General features: G+C 34.2%; 13 protein-coding genes. 10 read left to right on the top strand and 3 right to left on the bottom strand.

The genetic code is table 11. The features are described 5' to 3' along the window. Nucleotides 1-16: 16 nt before the first annotated feature. The 8 genes from dcm to IQ05_RS04405 all read left to right on the top strand — a co-directional run bounded on the left by dcm (nucleotide 17) and on the right by IQ05_RS04405 (nucleotide 8,684). Entirely contained in the window at nucleotides 17-991 is a 975-nt protein-coding gene (gene dcm / locus IQ05_RS04370) for a DNA (cytosine-5-)-methyltransferase (RefSeq protein WP_144890295.1), read from the top strand. Then, on the top strand, nucleotides 981-1,733 hold the full coding sequence (locus tag IQ05_RS04375; RefSeq protein ID WP_144890298.1) for a hypothetical protein: 753 nt from the start codon (nucleotides 981-983) through the stop codon (nucleotides 1,731-1,733). Before dcm ends, IQ05_RS04375 begins: the two co-directional genes overlap by 11 nt. Before the next feature lie 270 nt (nucleotides 1,734-2,003). After that, nucleotides 2,004-2,537 (top strand): YfiT family bacillithiol transferase, encoded by a 534-nt coding sequence (locus IQ05_RS04380; RefSeq protein WP_144890302.1) that lies wholly within the window; start codon nucleotides 2,004-2,006, stop codon nucleotides 2,535-2,537. A 122-nt stretch (nucleotides 2,538-2,659) separates the two neighbouring features. Continuing rightward, complete coding sequence (locus IQ05_RS04385) at nucleotides 2,660-3,124, top strand: hypothetical protein (protein WP_144890305.1); 465 nt, start codon at nucleotides 2,660-2,662, stop codon at nucleotides 3,122-3,124. A gap of 186 nt (nucleotides 3,125-3,310) precedes the next feature. Beyond that, on the top strand, nucleotides 3,311-3,841 hold the full coding sequence (locus IQ05_RS04390; protein WP_144890308.1) for a MepB family protein: 531 nt from the start codon (nucleotides 3,311-3,313) through the stop codon (nucleotides 3,839-3,841). Between the two features lie 354 nt (nucleotides 3,842-4,195). After that, nucleotides 4,196-7,615, top strand: coding sequence for an isoleucine--tRNA ligase (gene ileS / locus IQ05_RS04395; protein WP_144890310.1), 3,420 nt, complete (start codon nucleotides 4,196-4,198; stop codon nucleotides 7,613-7,615). Between the two features lie 6 nt (nucleotides 7,616-7,621). After that, nucleotides 7,622-8,002, top strand: a complete 381-nt coding sequence (locus tag IQ05_RS04400; RefSeq protein ID WP_086453962.1) for a TraR/DksA family transcriptional regulator — start codon at nucleotides 7,622-7,624, stop codon at nucleotides 8,000-8,002. 85 nt (nucleotides 8,003-8,087) lie between these two features. Beyond that, nucleotides 8,088-8,684: a lipoprotein signal peptidase gene (locus IQ05_RS04405; protein ID WP_144890313.1), complete on the top strand. Its 597-nt coding sequence runs from the start codon at nucleotides 8,088-8,090 to the stop codon at nucleotides 8,682-8,684. 59 nt (nucleotides 8,685-8,743) lie between these two features. Here the strand turns inward: IQ05_RS04405 and IQ05_RS04410 are convergent, their stop codons facing one another. The 3 genes from IQ05_RS04410 to IQ05_RS04420 are packed head-to-tail and all read right to left on the bottom strand — an operon-like array spanning nucleotide 8,744 to nucleotide 10,544. Further along, entirely contained in the window at nucleotides 8,744-8,941 is a 198-nt protein-coding gene (locus IQ05_RS04410) for a hypothetical protein (protein ID WP_144890316.1), read from the bottom strand. A 45-nt stretch (nucleotides 8,942-8,986) separates the two neighbouring features. Beyond that, nucleotides 8,987-9,550, bottom strand: a complete 564-nt coding sequence (locus tag IQ05_RS04415) for a 5-formyltetrahydrofolate cyclo-ligase (protein WP_144890319.1) — start codon at nucleotides 9,548-9,550, stop codon at nucleotides 8,987-8,989. A gap of 10 nt (nucleotides 9,551-9,560) precedes the next feature. Further along, nucleotides 9,561-10,544 (bottom strand): succinylglutamate desuccinylase/aspartoacylase family protein, encoded by a 984-nt coding sequence (locus tag IQ05_RS04420; protein ID WP_144890321.1) that lies wholly within the window; start codon nucleotides 10,542-10,544, stop codon nucleotides 9,561-9,563. A 127-nt stretch (nucleotides 10,545-10,671) separates the two neighbouring features. On the opposite strand from IQ05_RS04420, the gene uvrC reads away from it, so the two are divergent. Beyond that, the gene (gene uvrC, locus IQ05_RS04425) at nucleotides 10,672-12,465 is read left to right on the top strand and encodes an excinuclease ABC subunit UvrC (protein WP_144890324.1); all 1,794 of its coding nucleotides are present in this window, start codon (nucleotides 10,672-10,674) and stop codon (nucleotides 12,463-12,465) included. A gap of 9 nt (nucleotides 12,466-12,474) precedes the next feature. Next, nucleotides 12,475-14,847, top strand: coding sequence for a patatin-like phospholipase family protein (locus tag IQ05_RS04430; protein WP_144890328.1), 2,373 nt, complete (start codon nucleotides 12,475-12,477; stop codon nucleotides 14,845-14,847). Nucleotides 14,848-14,963 lie beyond the last annotated feature (116 nt).

The raw sequence follows: 14,963 nt of genomic DNA on the forward strand, positions 1-14,963 counted from the left end.
TAAATCTTAAGTATAAATGGAAAAGATAAAGTTTATTGACCTTTTTTGCGGAATAGGTGGTTTTAGAACTGCGATGGATGAAGCGTGTCTTGAAAATGATATTATCCCAGAATGTGTATTTTCATCTGATATTGATAACTTCTGTCAAGACAGTTATGAAGCTAATTTTGGAGAAAGACCATTTGGAGATATTACAAAAATTGACGAAAAAGATATTCCTGACCACGATATTTTATTTGCAGGATTTCCTTGCCAATCATTTAGTATAATCGGAAAAATGCAAGGTTTTAACGATGTTCGTGGAACTTTATTTTTTGATATTGCGAGAATTTTAAAACACAAAAAGCCAAAGGCTTTTGTGTTAGAAAATGTAAAACAACTTTTTGGACACGATGGTGGAAATACTTTAAAAACTATTGTAAATGTGCTTGAAAAAGAATTGGGTTACAGCGTTCGATTTGCAGTCTTAAATGCTCTCGATTTTGGTCTTCCTCAAAAAAGAGAACGAATTATAATTGTTGGTCATAAAGAGCCTATTTTATTTAATTTTCCATCTCCAATAAGACCATTTAAACCATTATCAGAAATTCTTGAAAAGAAAGTTGATGCAAAATATTATGCATCCGAAATGATATTAGAAAAAAGAAAAAACAAACATAAATCTGCATATAATCTTTCCATTTGGCACGAAAACAAATCAGGAAATATATGTTCGTATCCATATTCTTGTGCATTACGCTCGGGTGCTTCACATAACTATTTACTTGTGAATGGAGAAAGAAGATTAACACCAAGAGAAATGTTTCGTTTGCAAGGCTTTCCTGATAAGTACAAAATTGTAGTTTCTGACGGACAAGCAAAAAGACAAGCAGGAAATGCAGTTCCTGTAAATCTAGTAAAAGCGGTTATTTTAAAACTTTTGCCTTATGTCGCAAACTCTATGGATATGACTTCGGTATTAAGAGATTATGAAGTAAGATATGGAGAATAATCAATCCCCAAAATTAAGAACTGTAAACAAATCAGTTTCAGCATTTCCATTGAATGAATTTCCAAAAGAATTTCCATTTCTGTTAGGAAAGGAAATCATCTATTTACTAGCTTCAAAAGGAAAACCTGAATTGGAGGGTTCTGAATGGGAGAGTATTTTTGCAACTTGTATTGGAGCAGATTGGAAACCTTCCAATGTTGGTTTAGATGATGTTGTAATGGGAAATACTGCTTGGGGCGCAAAAACAGTAAAAGCAAAATATCCTTCAAAACAGAAAAAAGTCAGATTGATTTCCGGAAGAAATTCACCTAATTATTCCTTTGGAGAAAGAAGCGACCAAAAAGCAGACGCCAAATTCATCGGTAAACTTGTACTTGAAATTTGGAATGAAAGAGTTTCTTCAATTCGTGAAAAATATAAACATTTAAGAACAGTTGTACTTTTAAAATCTGACGATTTATCAGAAGTTGTAATTTTTGAATTTGACACAATTAGATATGACTACGAATTATATAATTGGGAATGGAATAAAAACGGAAATCTAACAGGAACGAATATAAAAACTAATGAACATTGTTTTACCTGGCAACCTCACGGTTCCCAATTTACAATTGTTGAAGAAGTCCCTGAAAAATGTTTAATTATCAAAATTAAACAACCTGAAAAATTAGACAAAGATGCAATCTTAAAAGCATTAGGATTTGATAAATCGTGGGTTACTGTTTCTCAAAAATCTAAATAGAAACGAAACCGCATATTGCGCCATCACACAACAGCTAGGGTTTCGTTGCGTGCGCAGCGCGAACAATGAAACCCGTGTTGAATCATCCACGGCGGACTAGCCGGAACTGTCAGTCTGTAAAAATTACTTAAAATTTAGAAAGTATTTATGAGCTGCCAAAGAAAAATCTCAAATAGGAGATTCTCAAGAGGTTGATTTTTAGTTTTCTCACTGACTAAAGTTGGTTCTCGTTAATACTAAAAAAACAGACACAATAAAGACACAAACCTTATGAATATTGAGCTATTAAAATACCCTACAGGTAAGTTTATCAAACCAACATTAATAACGAAAGACATTTTAAAAAAATGGATTTCTGATATTTCCACCTTTCCTCAGAGACTATCAAGCGAAGTCATAAATTTAACTGACGAGCAACTTGATACTCCATACAGACCTGATGGCTGGACAATTAGGCAAGTAGTTCATCACTGTGCTGACAGTCATATGAACAGTTTAATTCGCTTAAAACTTGCATTGACAGAAGACAAACCAACAATAAAACCATATTATGAAGATCGTTGGGCAGAACTGCCTGATAGCAAAAATATGCAAATAGAACCGTCATTAAAAATGATTGAAGGTATTCACGAAAGATGGACTGTTTTATTAAACAATTTAGCAGAAAGCGACTATTCAAAAATATTTATTCATCCCGAACACGGAAAAGAGTTCAGGATAGACGAGAATATTGGGGTTTATGCGTGGCATTGCAACCATCATCTTGCTCATATAACTGAAACAAAGACACGAAACAACTGGTAACTGTTATAAAAAGGATTGGATAGAAAAAAAACCAAACCGCTAAAAAACTTTCAGGAAATAGAAGAAATAATCTAAGAAGAAATATGATCCTAAAGATAACATTGTGGAATCAATTGAAGTTATTGTCTTCATTACTAGTATTAACTTCATGTTATATTGGTTTATTAATATATGCCGAAATATCACTCGAAAAAAGAGAGATATTAATATTCTCATTACCATATTTAATTTTATTTTTTATTCCCATAGCTATTATCCATTTGAACCATTATATCAAGAGCAAAGGAATTATTTATAAAATTGATGAAACCGGAATAATAAAGAGTGTTAAAAATGAAGAGGAGTTTATACCAACAACTAACATAAAAGAAATAACATTTTTTATGACTCCTAACAGGTTCTTAGATAGTGCAACTAGAAGCTTTCCATTTGAAGATTATTACTATGCCGAAATCATAACGACAGACAAAAAAGTTATTTTTATAAGTTCATTTTTCTCTACAAAAATTGATAAAGTATTAGAAGTAAATTTTAAAGAGCTAAACATAAAAAAGTTAAAGACAATTTATCCATTAATAAATGCTTAAAGGTATCGGCCAGCTAGCGCGGATTTGTAATCCGTGCCCGCAAAAATTAGCTACTTTGTCCAATCGAATGAAGTTGTTATTTGCTAGTTAGCAATGATTTGCAACCAGCTGAAGTGCCAGGAAAATTACTGTCATTGCCTCTTAACGAAGAAAAATAAAACTTAAAAAAAATTAATAATACCAAAATTGACAAATTCAAGCAACATATTTTCTGAAATACAACTTTTAAATAATTCCATATTTAAAGTTTGCGGAATACAACTTGAAAATGTAGCAGCTGAAAAAGAAAGTCAAGAGTATTTTGCTCATAATTTTGAACTGAACAAACAAAAAGTAAAATTCAGAATGGCGAAAATTACGCCAACCAAAACGGGGCAATTTGTATCAATTTGGAAACGAAATGAAAAGGGTATAACAGAACCGCATAATGTTGACGATTATTTCGAATTTTACTTTATTGCTACGCGTCAAGCAGAAAGGTTTGGAGTTTTTATTTTCAACAAAACAGTTTTGAGCGAAAATAGAATTTTGACAAGCCCCAAAGGGAAAGGAAAACTTGGAATTAGAGTTTACCCAAATTGGAGCGTAACAGAAAATAAACAAGCAAAAAAAACTCAAAATTGGCAAACAAAATATTTCGTAGAAATTGGAAACAGTAACGAAATTGACTTAAACAAGCTAAAAAAATTATTGAAAATAGAGTTAGAAAAAAACTAACGCCAAAAAAGCAAGGAACAGCTAACAGCTACAATTTCATTGCGTTCCCCGCAGTAAAAGAATACTAGAACGATACCTTATAGCTTGTATTTATAATCCAGTGCCCACAAGTTTTATCAAATTTGTAAAATCGAGCGCACTTGTGATTCCGTTTTAGCCCTAAAACTATCAAAATTGTTTGGCAAACCAGTCAATGATTTTTTTGAATTAGAAGGAGATGAATAAAAGTGTTTTTATCTCTTTGACAAAATGCTAGTAAATCGATTTTGGCTTAAAGCGTAACTTTCGACCTACGACTTTCAACTTTCAACTTTAATTTACTACTTTCGCATTTCGATTAAAGAAAAGGATAAAATGAGCACAAAATTTACTGAATACAAAGGACTTGACTTGCCAACAGTGGCGTCAGAAGTACTTGCTTTTTGGAAGAAAGAAACGATATTTGAAAAGAGTGTAACCACTCGCGAAGGCAATCAACCGTTCGTATTTTTTGAAGGCCCGCCTTCAGCAAATGGATTACCAGGAATTCACCACGTGATGGCACGTGCTATTAAAGATATTTTTTGCCGTTATAAAACTCAAAAAGGATTCCAAGTAAAGCGTAAAGCCGGTTGGGATACGCACGGTTTACCTGTGGAATTAGGTACCGAGAAAGAACTTGGAATTACAAAAGAAGATATTGGAAAAACCATTTCTATTGAAGAATACAACGAAGCGTGTAAAAGAACAGTTATGCGCTACACGGATGTATGGAATGATTTGACCGAAAAAATGGGGTATTGGGTAGATATGGAAGATCCGTATGTGACCTACAAACCGAAATACATGGAAACGGTTTGGTGGATTTTAAAACAAATCTACAACAAGGATTTGATGTACAAAGGATACACCATTCAGCCGTATTCTCCAAAAGCAGGAACAGGATTGTCCTCACACGAGGTCAATCAGCCAGGAAGTTACCGCGATGTAACGGATACTACGGTTGTGGCACAATTTAAAGTTCTTGAAGAAAGCCTCTCAGATTTGCAACGCATTTTTGAAATAGGGCACCTTTTTGAAGATACTTTTTTCCTAGCTTGGACCACTACACCTTGGACTTTACCAAGTAACACCGCGCTTACCGTAGGTCCTAAAATTGACTATGTTGTAGTAAGTACCTACAATCAATATACGTTTAAACCTGTCAATGTAATTTTAGCAAAGGCATTGGTAAACAAACAATTTGCTGGAAAATATACAGAAGTACAAGAGGAAAGCGAATTGTTGAACTACAAAGAAGACGATAAAAAAATCCCATTCTTTATTACCGCAACGTGTAAAGGAGCCGATTTAGTCAACATCCAATACGAACAATTAATGCCATTGGTATTGCCGTATCAAAATGCTGAAAACGCTTTTAGAGTGATTTTAGGAGATTTTGTTACTACCGAAGATGGTACTGGAATTGTTCATACTTCGCCAACTTTTGGTGCAGATGATGCCAAAGTAGCCAAAGAAGCTACACCAGAAGTGCCACCATTATTAGTGCTTGACGAAAACGGAATTCCGGTTCCATTAGTAGACTTGCAAGGACGTTTTGTACAAGGACTTGGTGGTTACTCAGGCAAGTATGTGAAAAACGAATATTACAACGAAGGTGAAGCTCCAGAGCGTTCCGTTGACGTAGAAATTGCGATTCAATTAAAGGAAGAAAACAAAGCGTTTAAAGTAGAGAAATACGTGCACAGTTACCCACATTGCTGGAGAACAGACAAGCCTATTTTGTACTATCCTTTGGATTCTTGGTTTATCAAAATATCAGAGGTTAAAGATAGAATGTTTGACCTAAACGAAACCATCAACTGGAAGCCAAAAGCAACTGGAGAAGGTCGTTTTGGGAACTGGTTGAAAAACGCTAACGACTGGAATCTTTCCCGTTCTAGATATTGGGGAATCCCATTGCCAATTTGGAGAACTGAGGATAAACTAGAGGAAGTTTTAATTGGTTCTGTTGAAGAATTGTACAACGAAATAGAAAAATCAATCGCTGCTGGTTTTCAAAAAGAAAATCCTTTTAAAGGGTTTGAAATCGGAAACATGAGCGAGGAAAACTATGATTTGATTGATTTACATAAAAATGTAGTCGATGAAATTACCTTGGTTTCGGCATCGGGTAAACCAATGACACGCGAAACCGATTTAATTGATGTTTGGTTCGATTCAGGTTCTATGCCGTATGCACAATGGCATTATCCATTTGAAAACAAAGAAAAAATAGATCAAAACCAAGATTTTCCAGCTGATTTTATTGCTGAAGGTGTGGATCAAACCCGTGGATGGTTTTATACCTTGCACGCTATTGGCACTTTGGTTTTTGATAAAGTGGCCTATAAAAATGTCGTTTCAAACGGATTGGTTTTAGACAAAAACGGACAAAAAATGTCCAAACGTTTGGGCAATGCTGCAGATCCTTTTGAAACTTTAAAAGAGTACGGACCAGATGCTACGCGCTGGTACATGATCTCAAATGCTAATCCTTGGGATAACTTGAAGTTTGACTTGGAAGGAATTGCTGAGGTGCGAAGAAAATTCTTTGGTACTTTATACAATACTTATTCCTTCTTTAGTTTATACGCTAATATTGATGGTTTTACATACGCTGAAGCGGAGATTCCAGTACAAGAAAGACCAGAAATTGATCAATGGATTATTTCTGAGCTGAATACTTTAATCAAGGAAGTGGATGGTTTTTATGCTGATTATGAGCCTACAAAAGCAGCGAGAGCCATATCTGAATTTGTTCAGGAAAACTTGAGTAACTGGTACGTTCGTTTGTGCAGAAGACGTTTCTGGAAAGGGGAATATGCGCAGGATAAAATTGCTGCTTACCAAACATTATACACTTGTTTGTTAACGGTAAGTAAACTAGGTGCGGCTATTGCTCCATTTTTCATGGATAAACTTTACAGAGATTTAACGCAAGCAACACAATCTGAAACGTTCGAGAGTGTACATTTGGCGGAGTTTCCAAAATACGTTGAAAACTTTGTTAATAAGTCGTTAGAGAGTAAAATGCAGAAGGCACAAACCATTTCATCTTTAGTTTTATCACTACGTAAAAAGGAAATGATTAAGGTGCGTCAACCTTTGCAAAAGGTAATGATTCCAGTACTTGACGATAATCAAAGAGCTGAAATTGAGGCCGTATCTGACCTTATAAAAGCAGAGGTAAACGTGAAGGAAATAGTACTTCTTGATGATGCATCAGGAGTTTTAGTGAAGCAAATTAAACCAAATTTTAAGGCACTTGGTCCTCGTTTTGGTAAAGATATGGGATTGATTTCCAAAGAGATACAAGGTTTTTCTAGAGAGCAAATTGCGCAATTAGATAAAGAAGGAAACCTCGATATTGTAATTGCAGGAAATTCCGTAACTTTAACCTTAGAAGATGTGGAGATTACTTCGCAAGATATTGAGGGCTGGTTAGTAGCAAATTCAAATGGAATTACTGTTGCACTTGACATTACAATATCAGACGAATTAAGACAAGAAGGGATTGCTAGAGAATTAGTAAACAGAATTCAAAACATCCGTAAAGATTCAGGATTTGAAGTAACGGATACGATTAAAGTACAATTAAAGCGAAATGGAATTTTAGAAGAGGCTATCTTGAAAAATGAAGCATACATAAAATCAGAAACATTAACGCACGATTTAGTTTTTGTAGATGATTTAAAAGAAGGTACAGAAATAGAATTTGACGAGATAAAAACAATGATATTAATTTCAAAATAAAATACGATGGTAGATGAAGCTACACGATACTCTGACGCTGATTTAGCAGAGTTCAAAGAGTTAATACTCAATAAAATTCAAAAAGCACAAGCTGATTTAGATTTGATCAAAAGTGCTTACATGAATGATTTAAATAACGGAACAGATGATACTTCGCCTACATTCAAAGCTTTTGAAGAAGGAAGCGAAACCATGTCTAAAGAAGCAAATTCACAATTGGCAATTCGTCAGGAGAAATTTATCCGGGATTTAAAAAACGCACTTTTCCGTGTTGAAAATAAGACTTACGGAGTTTGTAAAGTAACAGGTAAATTGATTGGGAAAGAAAGATTAAAAATCGTTCCTCATGCAACAATGAGTATTGAAGCAAAGAACTTGCAACGATAAACCTCTTGTTAAACAAGATTTAACGCTCCATTGGGAGCGTTTTTTTTGATTAAATTGTTATTTTTGCGCCATTAAAATTTATAAAATGACATTACGAAAAGCGTATCTCCTTATTTTTATCTTATTGATTGTTGATCAAGTTTCTAAAATTTACATTAAAACTAATTTTGTTTTAGGGGAAGAAGTGGAAGTGTTCAATTGGTTCAAAATTCTATTCATTGAAAATGAAGGGATGGCTTGGGGAGTTCAAATTCCAGGAGCGTATGGAAAATTGTTTTTAACTCTTTTTAGAATTGGTGCTGTTGGTGGTATAGGGTATTGGTTGTGGGATTCTGTAAAAAAGAAGAGTTCAGATTATTTGATTGTTGCCATTTCTTTAATTCTTGTTGGTGCTTTCGGTAACATTATTGATTCTGTTTTTTACGGTGTTATTTTTAATGACAGTCAACAACAATTGGCTACTATGTTTTCGGATCAACCTTATGGAACTTGGTTTCACGGAAAAGTAGTAGACATGCTTTATTTCCCTTTCTGGCACGGAAATTTGCCTGATTGGTTGCCAATTTGGGGCGGAAAAGAATTTACTTTTTTCAACGCTATATTCAATGTTGCTGATATGGCAATTTCAACAGGAGTTGGAATCTTGATTTTTTTCAATAAAAAAGCATTTCATAACAGTTAGATTTAATGTTATTCACACTATAAAAAAAGACCTGTTCAATTTTGAACAGGTCTTTTTTATTAATTTTTATTTTGTCCGGGCGCGTAACGTTTAGCACTCTTTCCGCCATATATTTTTTTAGCTTGTCCTGGTGGAAGTGTTTTCGCTTTATATGTTGATCTGCTGGTTCCAGTATGGATGCTACAGTTTGAAAATGAAACTGCAAATAGAATAACCATAACGCTTACGGCAAATCTTGAATTTTTAAATGTTCTCATAACTTGATTAGATTTTTATCTATTGGCAAAGTAACGATTAAAAAATTAAAACGAATGCACCTCATTCGGGGTGACACAATAATCCAGTTTTATATCGCCTTCAAAAACACCTTCTATACTTTCTTCAGGTTCAAAAAAAGATAGTCCAATCTTGATTACATCTGGTTTGCATTCAGAGAGAAATTTATCATAAAATCCTTTTCCGTAACCTACGCGATGCCCGCTTTTATCAAAAGCTAATAGCGGTACAAAAACAACATCAATTTTAGTTGAGGGAACTTCAATTCCATCTACAGGTTCTGGAATGTTGTATTTGTTTTTCTTAATTTTTGTATTGTCAGTAAGCAAAAAATGAGTCATATTTCGAGTTTCAAAATCAGCTTTGGACACAATAATTTCCTTATCTTTTCCAGATAATAAATGAAGAATGAATTCGGTATTGATTTCTTTTTGTTCAGTTATGGGTAAAAAAATATGGAAGTAGTTTTTCTCCCAAATAGGAAGTTTGATTATTTTATTGGCAACAGCCAAACTCATTTCCTCTATTTCATTTTCAGATAAAGAATTTCGTAAGGCTTTGTATTTTTGTCGTAACTCTGTTTTATTCATTTTAATAATTTTATTCTCCTTCTTCGCCAAGAGCATTCGACAAATGATAAATGGCATCGCCCTCGTAAACTATCGGGGAATGATTGGCATTGATAATATAACCGTCGTTAGGTGCTTTTACTTTTCGTTCAAACTTTCCGTAGGGATCAGTTATTGTGGCAAGAATGGTTCCTTTTGTTACAAATTTACCTATCGAATTATAATCATGCAACAAACCAGAACATTTGGCACGTATCCAGCCCGATTTTTCAATATAAATCGTGTTGGTTTTTTGTTGTACTGCTGTATGTTTTAAATCTAGCATGTCGAGATGTTTAAGCAGTCTCTTCGCTCCATTTATGCCTTCTTCAGCAATATCATTATTAATATCTAGTGATTTTCCACCTTCAAATAGTAACATTTTTACGTCCATTCTTTCGCTGGAACTCCTAAAAGATCCCATTATATTTCTGGAATATAAGGTGAAAGGGGCATTAAAAACATCGGCAAGAATTTTTAAATCAGCATTGTTGTGTGCTATTCTAATTTGTGGTGCGTTGAATCGACTAGCTCCACCAGCATGAAAATCAACGGCATATTGTACAACAGGCATGATTTGGGATAGAATATGAAAGGCAAATCGGCTGGCCAAAGAACCCGTTTTACTTCCAGGAAAAACACGGTTTAAATCCCTGCCATCTGGAAATTCTCTGGATTTATTAACAAATCCGTACACGTTAATGATAGGAATACAAATTATAGTGCCTCTTTTAGGTTTGTTTATTTTTTTATGAATAAGTTGTCGTACGATTTCAACACCATTTATTTCGTCACCATGAATACCAGCAGAGAATAAAACTACTGGACCCTCTATTTTTGAACGCCTTACAATTACAGGGATAGTTAATTTTGTAGTGGTGTGCAGTCGGGCAATTTCAACATTTATTGTTTTGCTTTCGCCAGGATATATGCTTTCGCCAAAAAGCACAATAGGAGTAGTATTGCTTTTTATCATAAGTTCTTGAAAAGATAAAAATAAGCATAATAACGAATTACAACCTAGAATTAGGCTAAATATTTTGCAAGAAACAATTCACTAGCATTGATTTGTATTTCGTAATTTTAGAAGTTAACTTTGTTACATGAATCCAACAGCTCTAGCCCTACAAATACAAACCTTACCAGACAATCCCGGCGTATACCAATATTACGACAAAGAGGGAAAAATTTTGTATGTAGGCAAAGCCAAAAATCTAAAGAAAAGAGTTTCTTCTTATTTTAATAAAATTCACGACACTGCTAAAACCAATGTGTTGGTAAAGAAGATTGTGACCATAAAACATATCGTGGTTCCTACTGAAACGGATGCACTCTTGTTAGAAAATAACTTGATAAAAACGTTGCAACCACGGTATAATGTATTGCTACGCGATGACAAGAGTTATCCTTGGTTATGCATAAAGAAAGAACCTTTTTCACGCATATTTGCTACACGTAGGATGGTTAAGGACGGATCGGAATATTTTGGACCATATACCAGTTTCAAAACAGTAAGTACGATTTTAGAGCTTATTAAAGAATTGTATCCGCTGCGTACTTGTAATTATGATTTAAGCAAGAACAATATTGAGAGTGGAAAATTTAAGGTATGTCTAGAGTATCATATTGGCAACTGTATGGGGCCATGTGAAGGTCATGAAACTATTGAAAACTACCAAAAACAAGTTGATGCCATTCGTGAAATTCTGAAAGGAAATTTTAAGGAGAGCATGAAGGATTTCAAGCGGGTCATGACAAACTTAGCCGCTGATATGCATTTTGAAGAGGCGCAAAAAATCAAAGAAAAAATAGAGGTTTTAGAGAATTATCAATCTCGTTCTACCGTGGTGAACCCAAAAATTACCAATATTGATGTTTTTTCCATTGTGTCTGATGAGGCAGCAGCTTATGTGAATTTTCTACAAATTTCGCACGGTTCTATCATTCGCTCCCACACTATGGAGATCAAGAAAAAACTAGATGAACCTGACGAAGAGCTACTAGAACTTGCAATTATTGAATTAAGAGAGCGTTTTCAGTTGTTGTCTCGTGAAATAATTGTGCCTTTTCCTGTAGATCTGGGTGAAAACATAAAAATAACCGTTCCACAACTGGGAGACAAAAAGCAAATCTTGGATTTATCCATCCGCAACGCTAAATTTTATCGAATAGAACAACTCAAACAACTACAAATTGTAGATCCAGACAGGCATACCAATAGGATCATGGCACAAATGCAAAAAGATTTGCGCTTGCCCGTAGAACCTAGGCATATTGAGTGTTTTGATAATTCTAATATTCAAGGTACAAATCCGGTCTCGGCGTGTGTTGTTTTCAAAGATGGTAAACCTAGTAAAAAAGATTACCGCCATTTTAACATCAAAACTGTCGAGGGTCCAGATGATTTTGCCTCCATGACAGAGGTGGTTTACAGACGATATAAACGCCTATTGGATGAAAACCAACCATTACCTAATTTAATCATTATTGATGGGGGAAAAGGGCAGTTGTCATCAGCATTAAAGAGTATTGATGAGTTGGGTTTGCGCGGTAAAATTGCTATTATTGGCATTGCCAAAAGGCTGGAAGAGTTGTTTTATCCCGGAGATTCTATCCCGTTGTACCTAGACAAAAAATCCGAAACGCTCAAAGTGATTCAACAATTACGTAATGAAGCCCACCGTTTTGGAATTACGCATCATAGAGACAAACGCAGTAAAGCAGCGCTCAATTCATCTATAGAATCCATACCAGGTATTGGCGAAAAAACGATGTTGTCCTTGATTCAACATTTTAAAAGTGTTAAAAGATTAAAATTAGCCACAGAAAAAGAAATTTCAGACGTTGTAGGTAGTTCAAAAGCCAAAAAAATTACCGAATTTTACAACAACAAATAGTGTTTTTCTATGAGCCAATTCCAGCTATCCGTTTCAAGCGCTCCGCAAAAAAGCTTTTTTTCTAATAAAAGCAAAGGAGCTCCTACGGTCGCTCTTTCCTTTCATGAAAAAATAGCTTTTTTTGCCTCTCGGCTTTTCACTGCTATCTGGGGCTTTAAAGAAATACCTGCAACAGTTCTTCCAGCAGTACTCTTTTGTTTATTTTCTTTTTTATTAGGATCGCAAACTACAGTTGCACAAGAACAAAAAAGACCTAAAATAGGTTTGGTTTTAAGTGGAGGAGGTGCCAAAGGTTTTGCTCATATTGGGGTTTTAAAAGTACTGGAGGAAGCAGGGGTTAAGATTGATTACATTGGCGGTACCAGCATGGGTGCAGTTATTGGCGGTCTTTATGCATCAGGATATAATGCGAAGCAAATAGACTCTATATTTCATACCACAAATTTTAACGAGTTATTAAACGATTTTATTCCGAGATCTTCAAAGAATTTTTACGAGCGTGGAAATGATGAGTCCTATGCACTAGTACTCCCTTTTAACAAAATGAAAATAGGCATCCCCGAAGCTTTATCAAAAGGGATGTACAACTATAATTTATTGAGTAGAATTACTAGAAATGTGAGTACTATTAAAGATTTTACTAAACTGCCCATACCCTTTTTATGTATAGGTACAAATATAGAAACTGGTGAGGAAGTGGTTTTGAACAAAGGCAATCTTGCACAGGCTATGATAGCAAGTTCGGCCTTTCCGTCTTTATTTGCACCTGTAGAAATTGATGGAAAAATACTTGTAGATGGAGGTGTTGTCAACAATTATCCTATTGAGGAAGTGCGTAAAATGGGCGCAGATATTATAATTGGTGTTGATGTGCAAGACGGACTTCTGGACCGTACCCAATTAAAAAACGCTACAAAAATCTTGGTGCAAATTACAAGCTTGCAATCTATTGACCGTATGAAAAAAAACATTTCAAATACGGATATCTATATAAAGCCAGATATTTCTCAATACGGAGTCGTATCATTTGATAAAGGTAAAGAAATCATAAAAAAAGGGGAAGAGGCGGCAACACTCGTTTTAGATAAAATTAATACCATTGTCAATCCAGTAAAATTTTACACAAAACCAAGTCTTAAAATAATATCAGATAGCCTCTATATCCGAAATATAAATGCAGGTAAACTAGAGAATTATACAAAGGAATACATCATAGGAAAACTCAGATTTAAATCCGGTGCCAAGACCACATTTACTGATTTGCTCAGGGGAATAAACAATATAAATGCCACACAAAACTTCAGCGCTATTTCTTATTCGCTAGAAAAGAATCAAAACGAACTGGATTTAAACTTAAATCTAACCGAAAATGCTACAAAAACCTATCTGAAATTTGGGTTGCATTACGATGATTTATTTAAAAGTGGTGTCTTGATTAATTTAACTCGGAAAAAAGCAATTTTTAAAAATGATGTTGCCTCTTTTGATATAGTTTTAGGAGATAATGTACGTTACAATTTAGATTATTATGTTGAAAATGGTTTTAATTTAAGTCTTGGATTCAAGTCTTTTTACAATCAATTTAGTAGAAACGTTTCTAATGATATAAGTCCTATAACAGCCAGTAATGCTGATATTAATTTTATAAATGTTGATTTTACGGACTTAACAAATCAAATTTATTTTCAATCCCTATTTGTTCAAAAATTTTTGATAGGCGGTGGTATAGAGTTGAAATATTTAAAAATAAAATCTGAAACACTTGCCAATGTAGATCCTATTATTGACAATAGTAATTACCTAAGTCTTTTTGGTTATCTAAAAGCTGATTCTTTTGACAATAAATATTTTCCAAAAAAAGGATGGTATTTCTCAGGTGATCTACAAACGTATGTAGCATCATCAAATTATACGGGTGGTTTTCAACCTTATTCTATTGCAAAAGGTGATTTTGGGGTAGCAGCTTCTTTATTTAAAAATGCAACTGTAAAGTTTCAAACAGATGCTGGTTTCTCTTTTGGTCAACAAAGTGTCACTTTTTTTAATTTTGTTCTCGGCGGATATGGTTTCAACATGATAAATAATTTCAAATATTTGTACGGATATGATTATTTGAGTGTTGCCGGAAATAGTTATATCAAATCTACAGCAACTATTGATTATGAGTTCTTGAAAAAAAATCACCTTAATTTTTCGGCAAATTTCGCTAATATCGGTGACCGAATTTTTGAATCGGTAGATTGGATTTCTATTCCTAAATACTCTGGATATGCTGTAGGATATGGTATGGAAACAATTATTGGACCTATAGAGATTAAGTATACTTGGTCTCCTGAGCTTGCAAAAGGATTTACTTGGTTTAGCATAGGCTTTTTATTTTAAACTTAAATTAATTCAAAAATAATTACGATATTTGTGATAATGAAAGCAAATTGGACAGGTTTATTAGCGCATTTACAATTCCTAATCAAGAGAAATCCGGAGTAGCGAATCAATTT

The sequence above is a fragment of the Flavobacterium tiangeerense genome, assembly GCF_007830355.1.
In the GTDB taxonomy this organism is placed as follows: domain Bacteria; phylum Bacteroidota; class Bacteroidia; order Flavobacteriales; family Flavobacteriaceae; genus Flavobacterium; species Flavobacterium tiangeerense.

What these genes read in the sequence shown, in the direction of transcription:
- dcm (WP_144890295.1), top strand. Translation starts at nt 17, where the DNA reads ATGGAAAAGATAAAGTTTATTGACCTTTTTTGCGGAATAGGTGGTTTT.
- IQ05_RS04375 (WP_144890298.1), top strand. Translation starts at nt 981, where the DNA reads ATGGAGAATAATCAATCCCCAAAATTAAGAACTGTAAACAAATCAGTT.
- IQ05_RS04380 (WP_144890302.1), top strand. Translation starts at nt 2,004, where the DNA reads ATGAATATTGAGCTATTAAAATACCCTACAGGTAAGTTTATCAAACCA.
- ileS (WP_144890310.1), top strand. Translation starts at nt 4,196, where the DNA reads ATGAGCACAAAATTTACTGAATACAAAGGACTTGACTTGCCAACAGTG.
- IQ05_RS04400 (WP_086453962.1), top strand. Translation starts at nt 7,622, where the DNA reads ATGGTAGATGAAGCTACACGATACTCTGACGCTGATTTAGCAGAGTTC.
- IQ05_RS04405 (WP_144890313.1), top strand. Translation starts at nt 8,088, where the DNA reads ATGACATTACGAAAAGCGTATCTCCTTATTTTTATCTTATTGATTGTT.
- IQ05_RS04410 (WP_144890316.1), bottom strand. Translation starts at nt 8,941, where the DNA reads ATGAGAACATTTAAAAATTCAAGATTTGCCGTAAGCGTTATGGTTATT.
- IQ05_RS04415 (WP_144890319.1), bottom strand. Translation starts at nt 9,550, where the DNA reads ATGAATAAAACAGAGTTACGACAAAAATACAAAGCCTTACGAAATTCT.
- IQ05_RS04420 (WP_144890321.1), bottom strand. Translation starts at nt 10,544, where the DNA reads ATGATAAAAAGCAATACTACTCCTATTGTGCTTTTTGGCGAAAGCATA.
- uvrC (WP_144890324.1), top strand. Translation starts at nt 10,672, where the DNA reads ATGAATCCAACAGCTCTAGCCCTACAAATACAAACCTTACCAGACAAT.
- IQ05_RS04430 (WP_144890328.1), top strand. Translation starts at nt 12,475, where the DNA reads ATGAGCCAATTCCAGCTATCCGTTTCAAGCGCTCCGCAAAAAAGCTTT.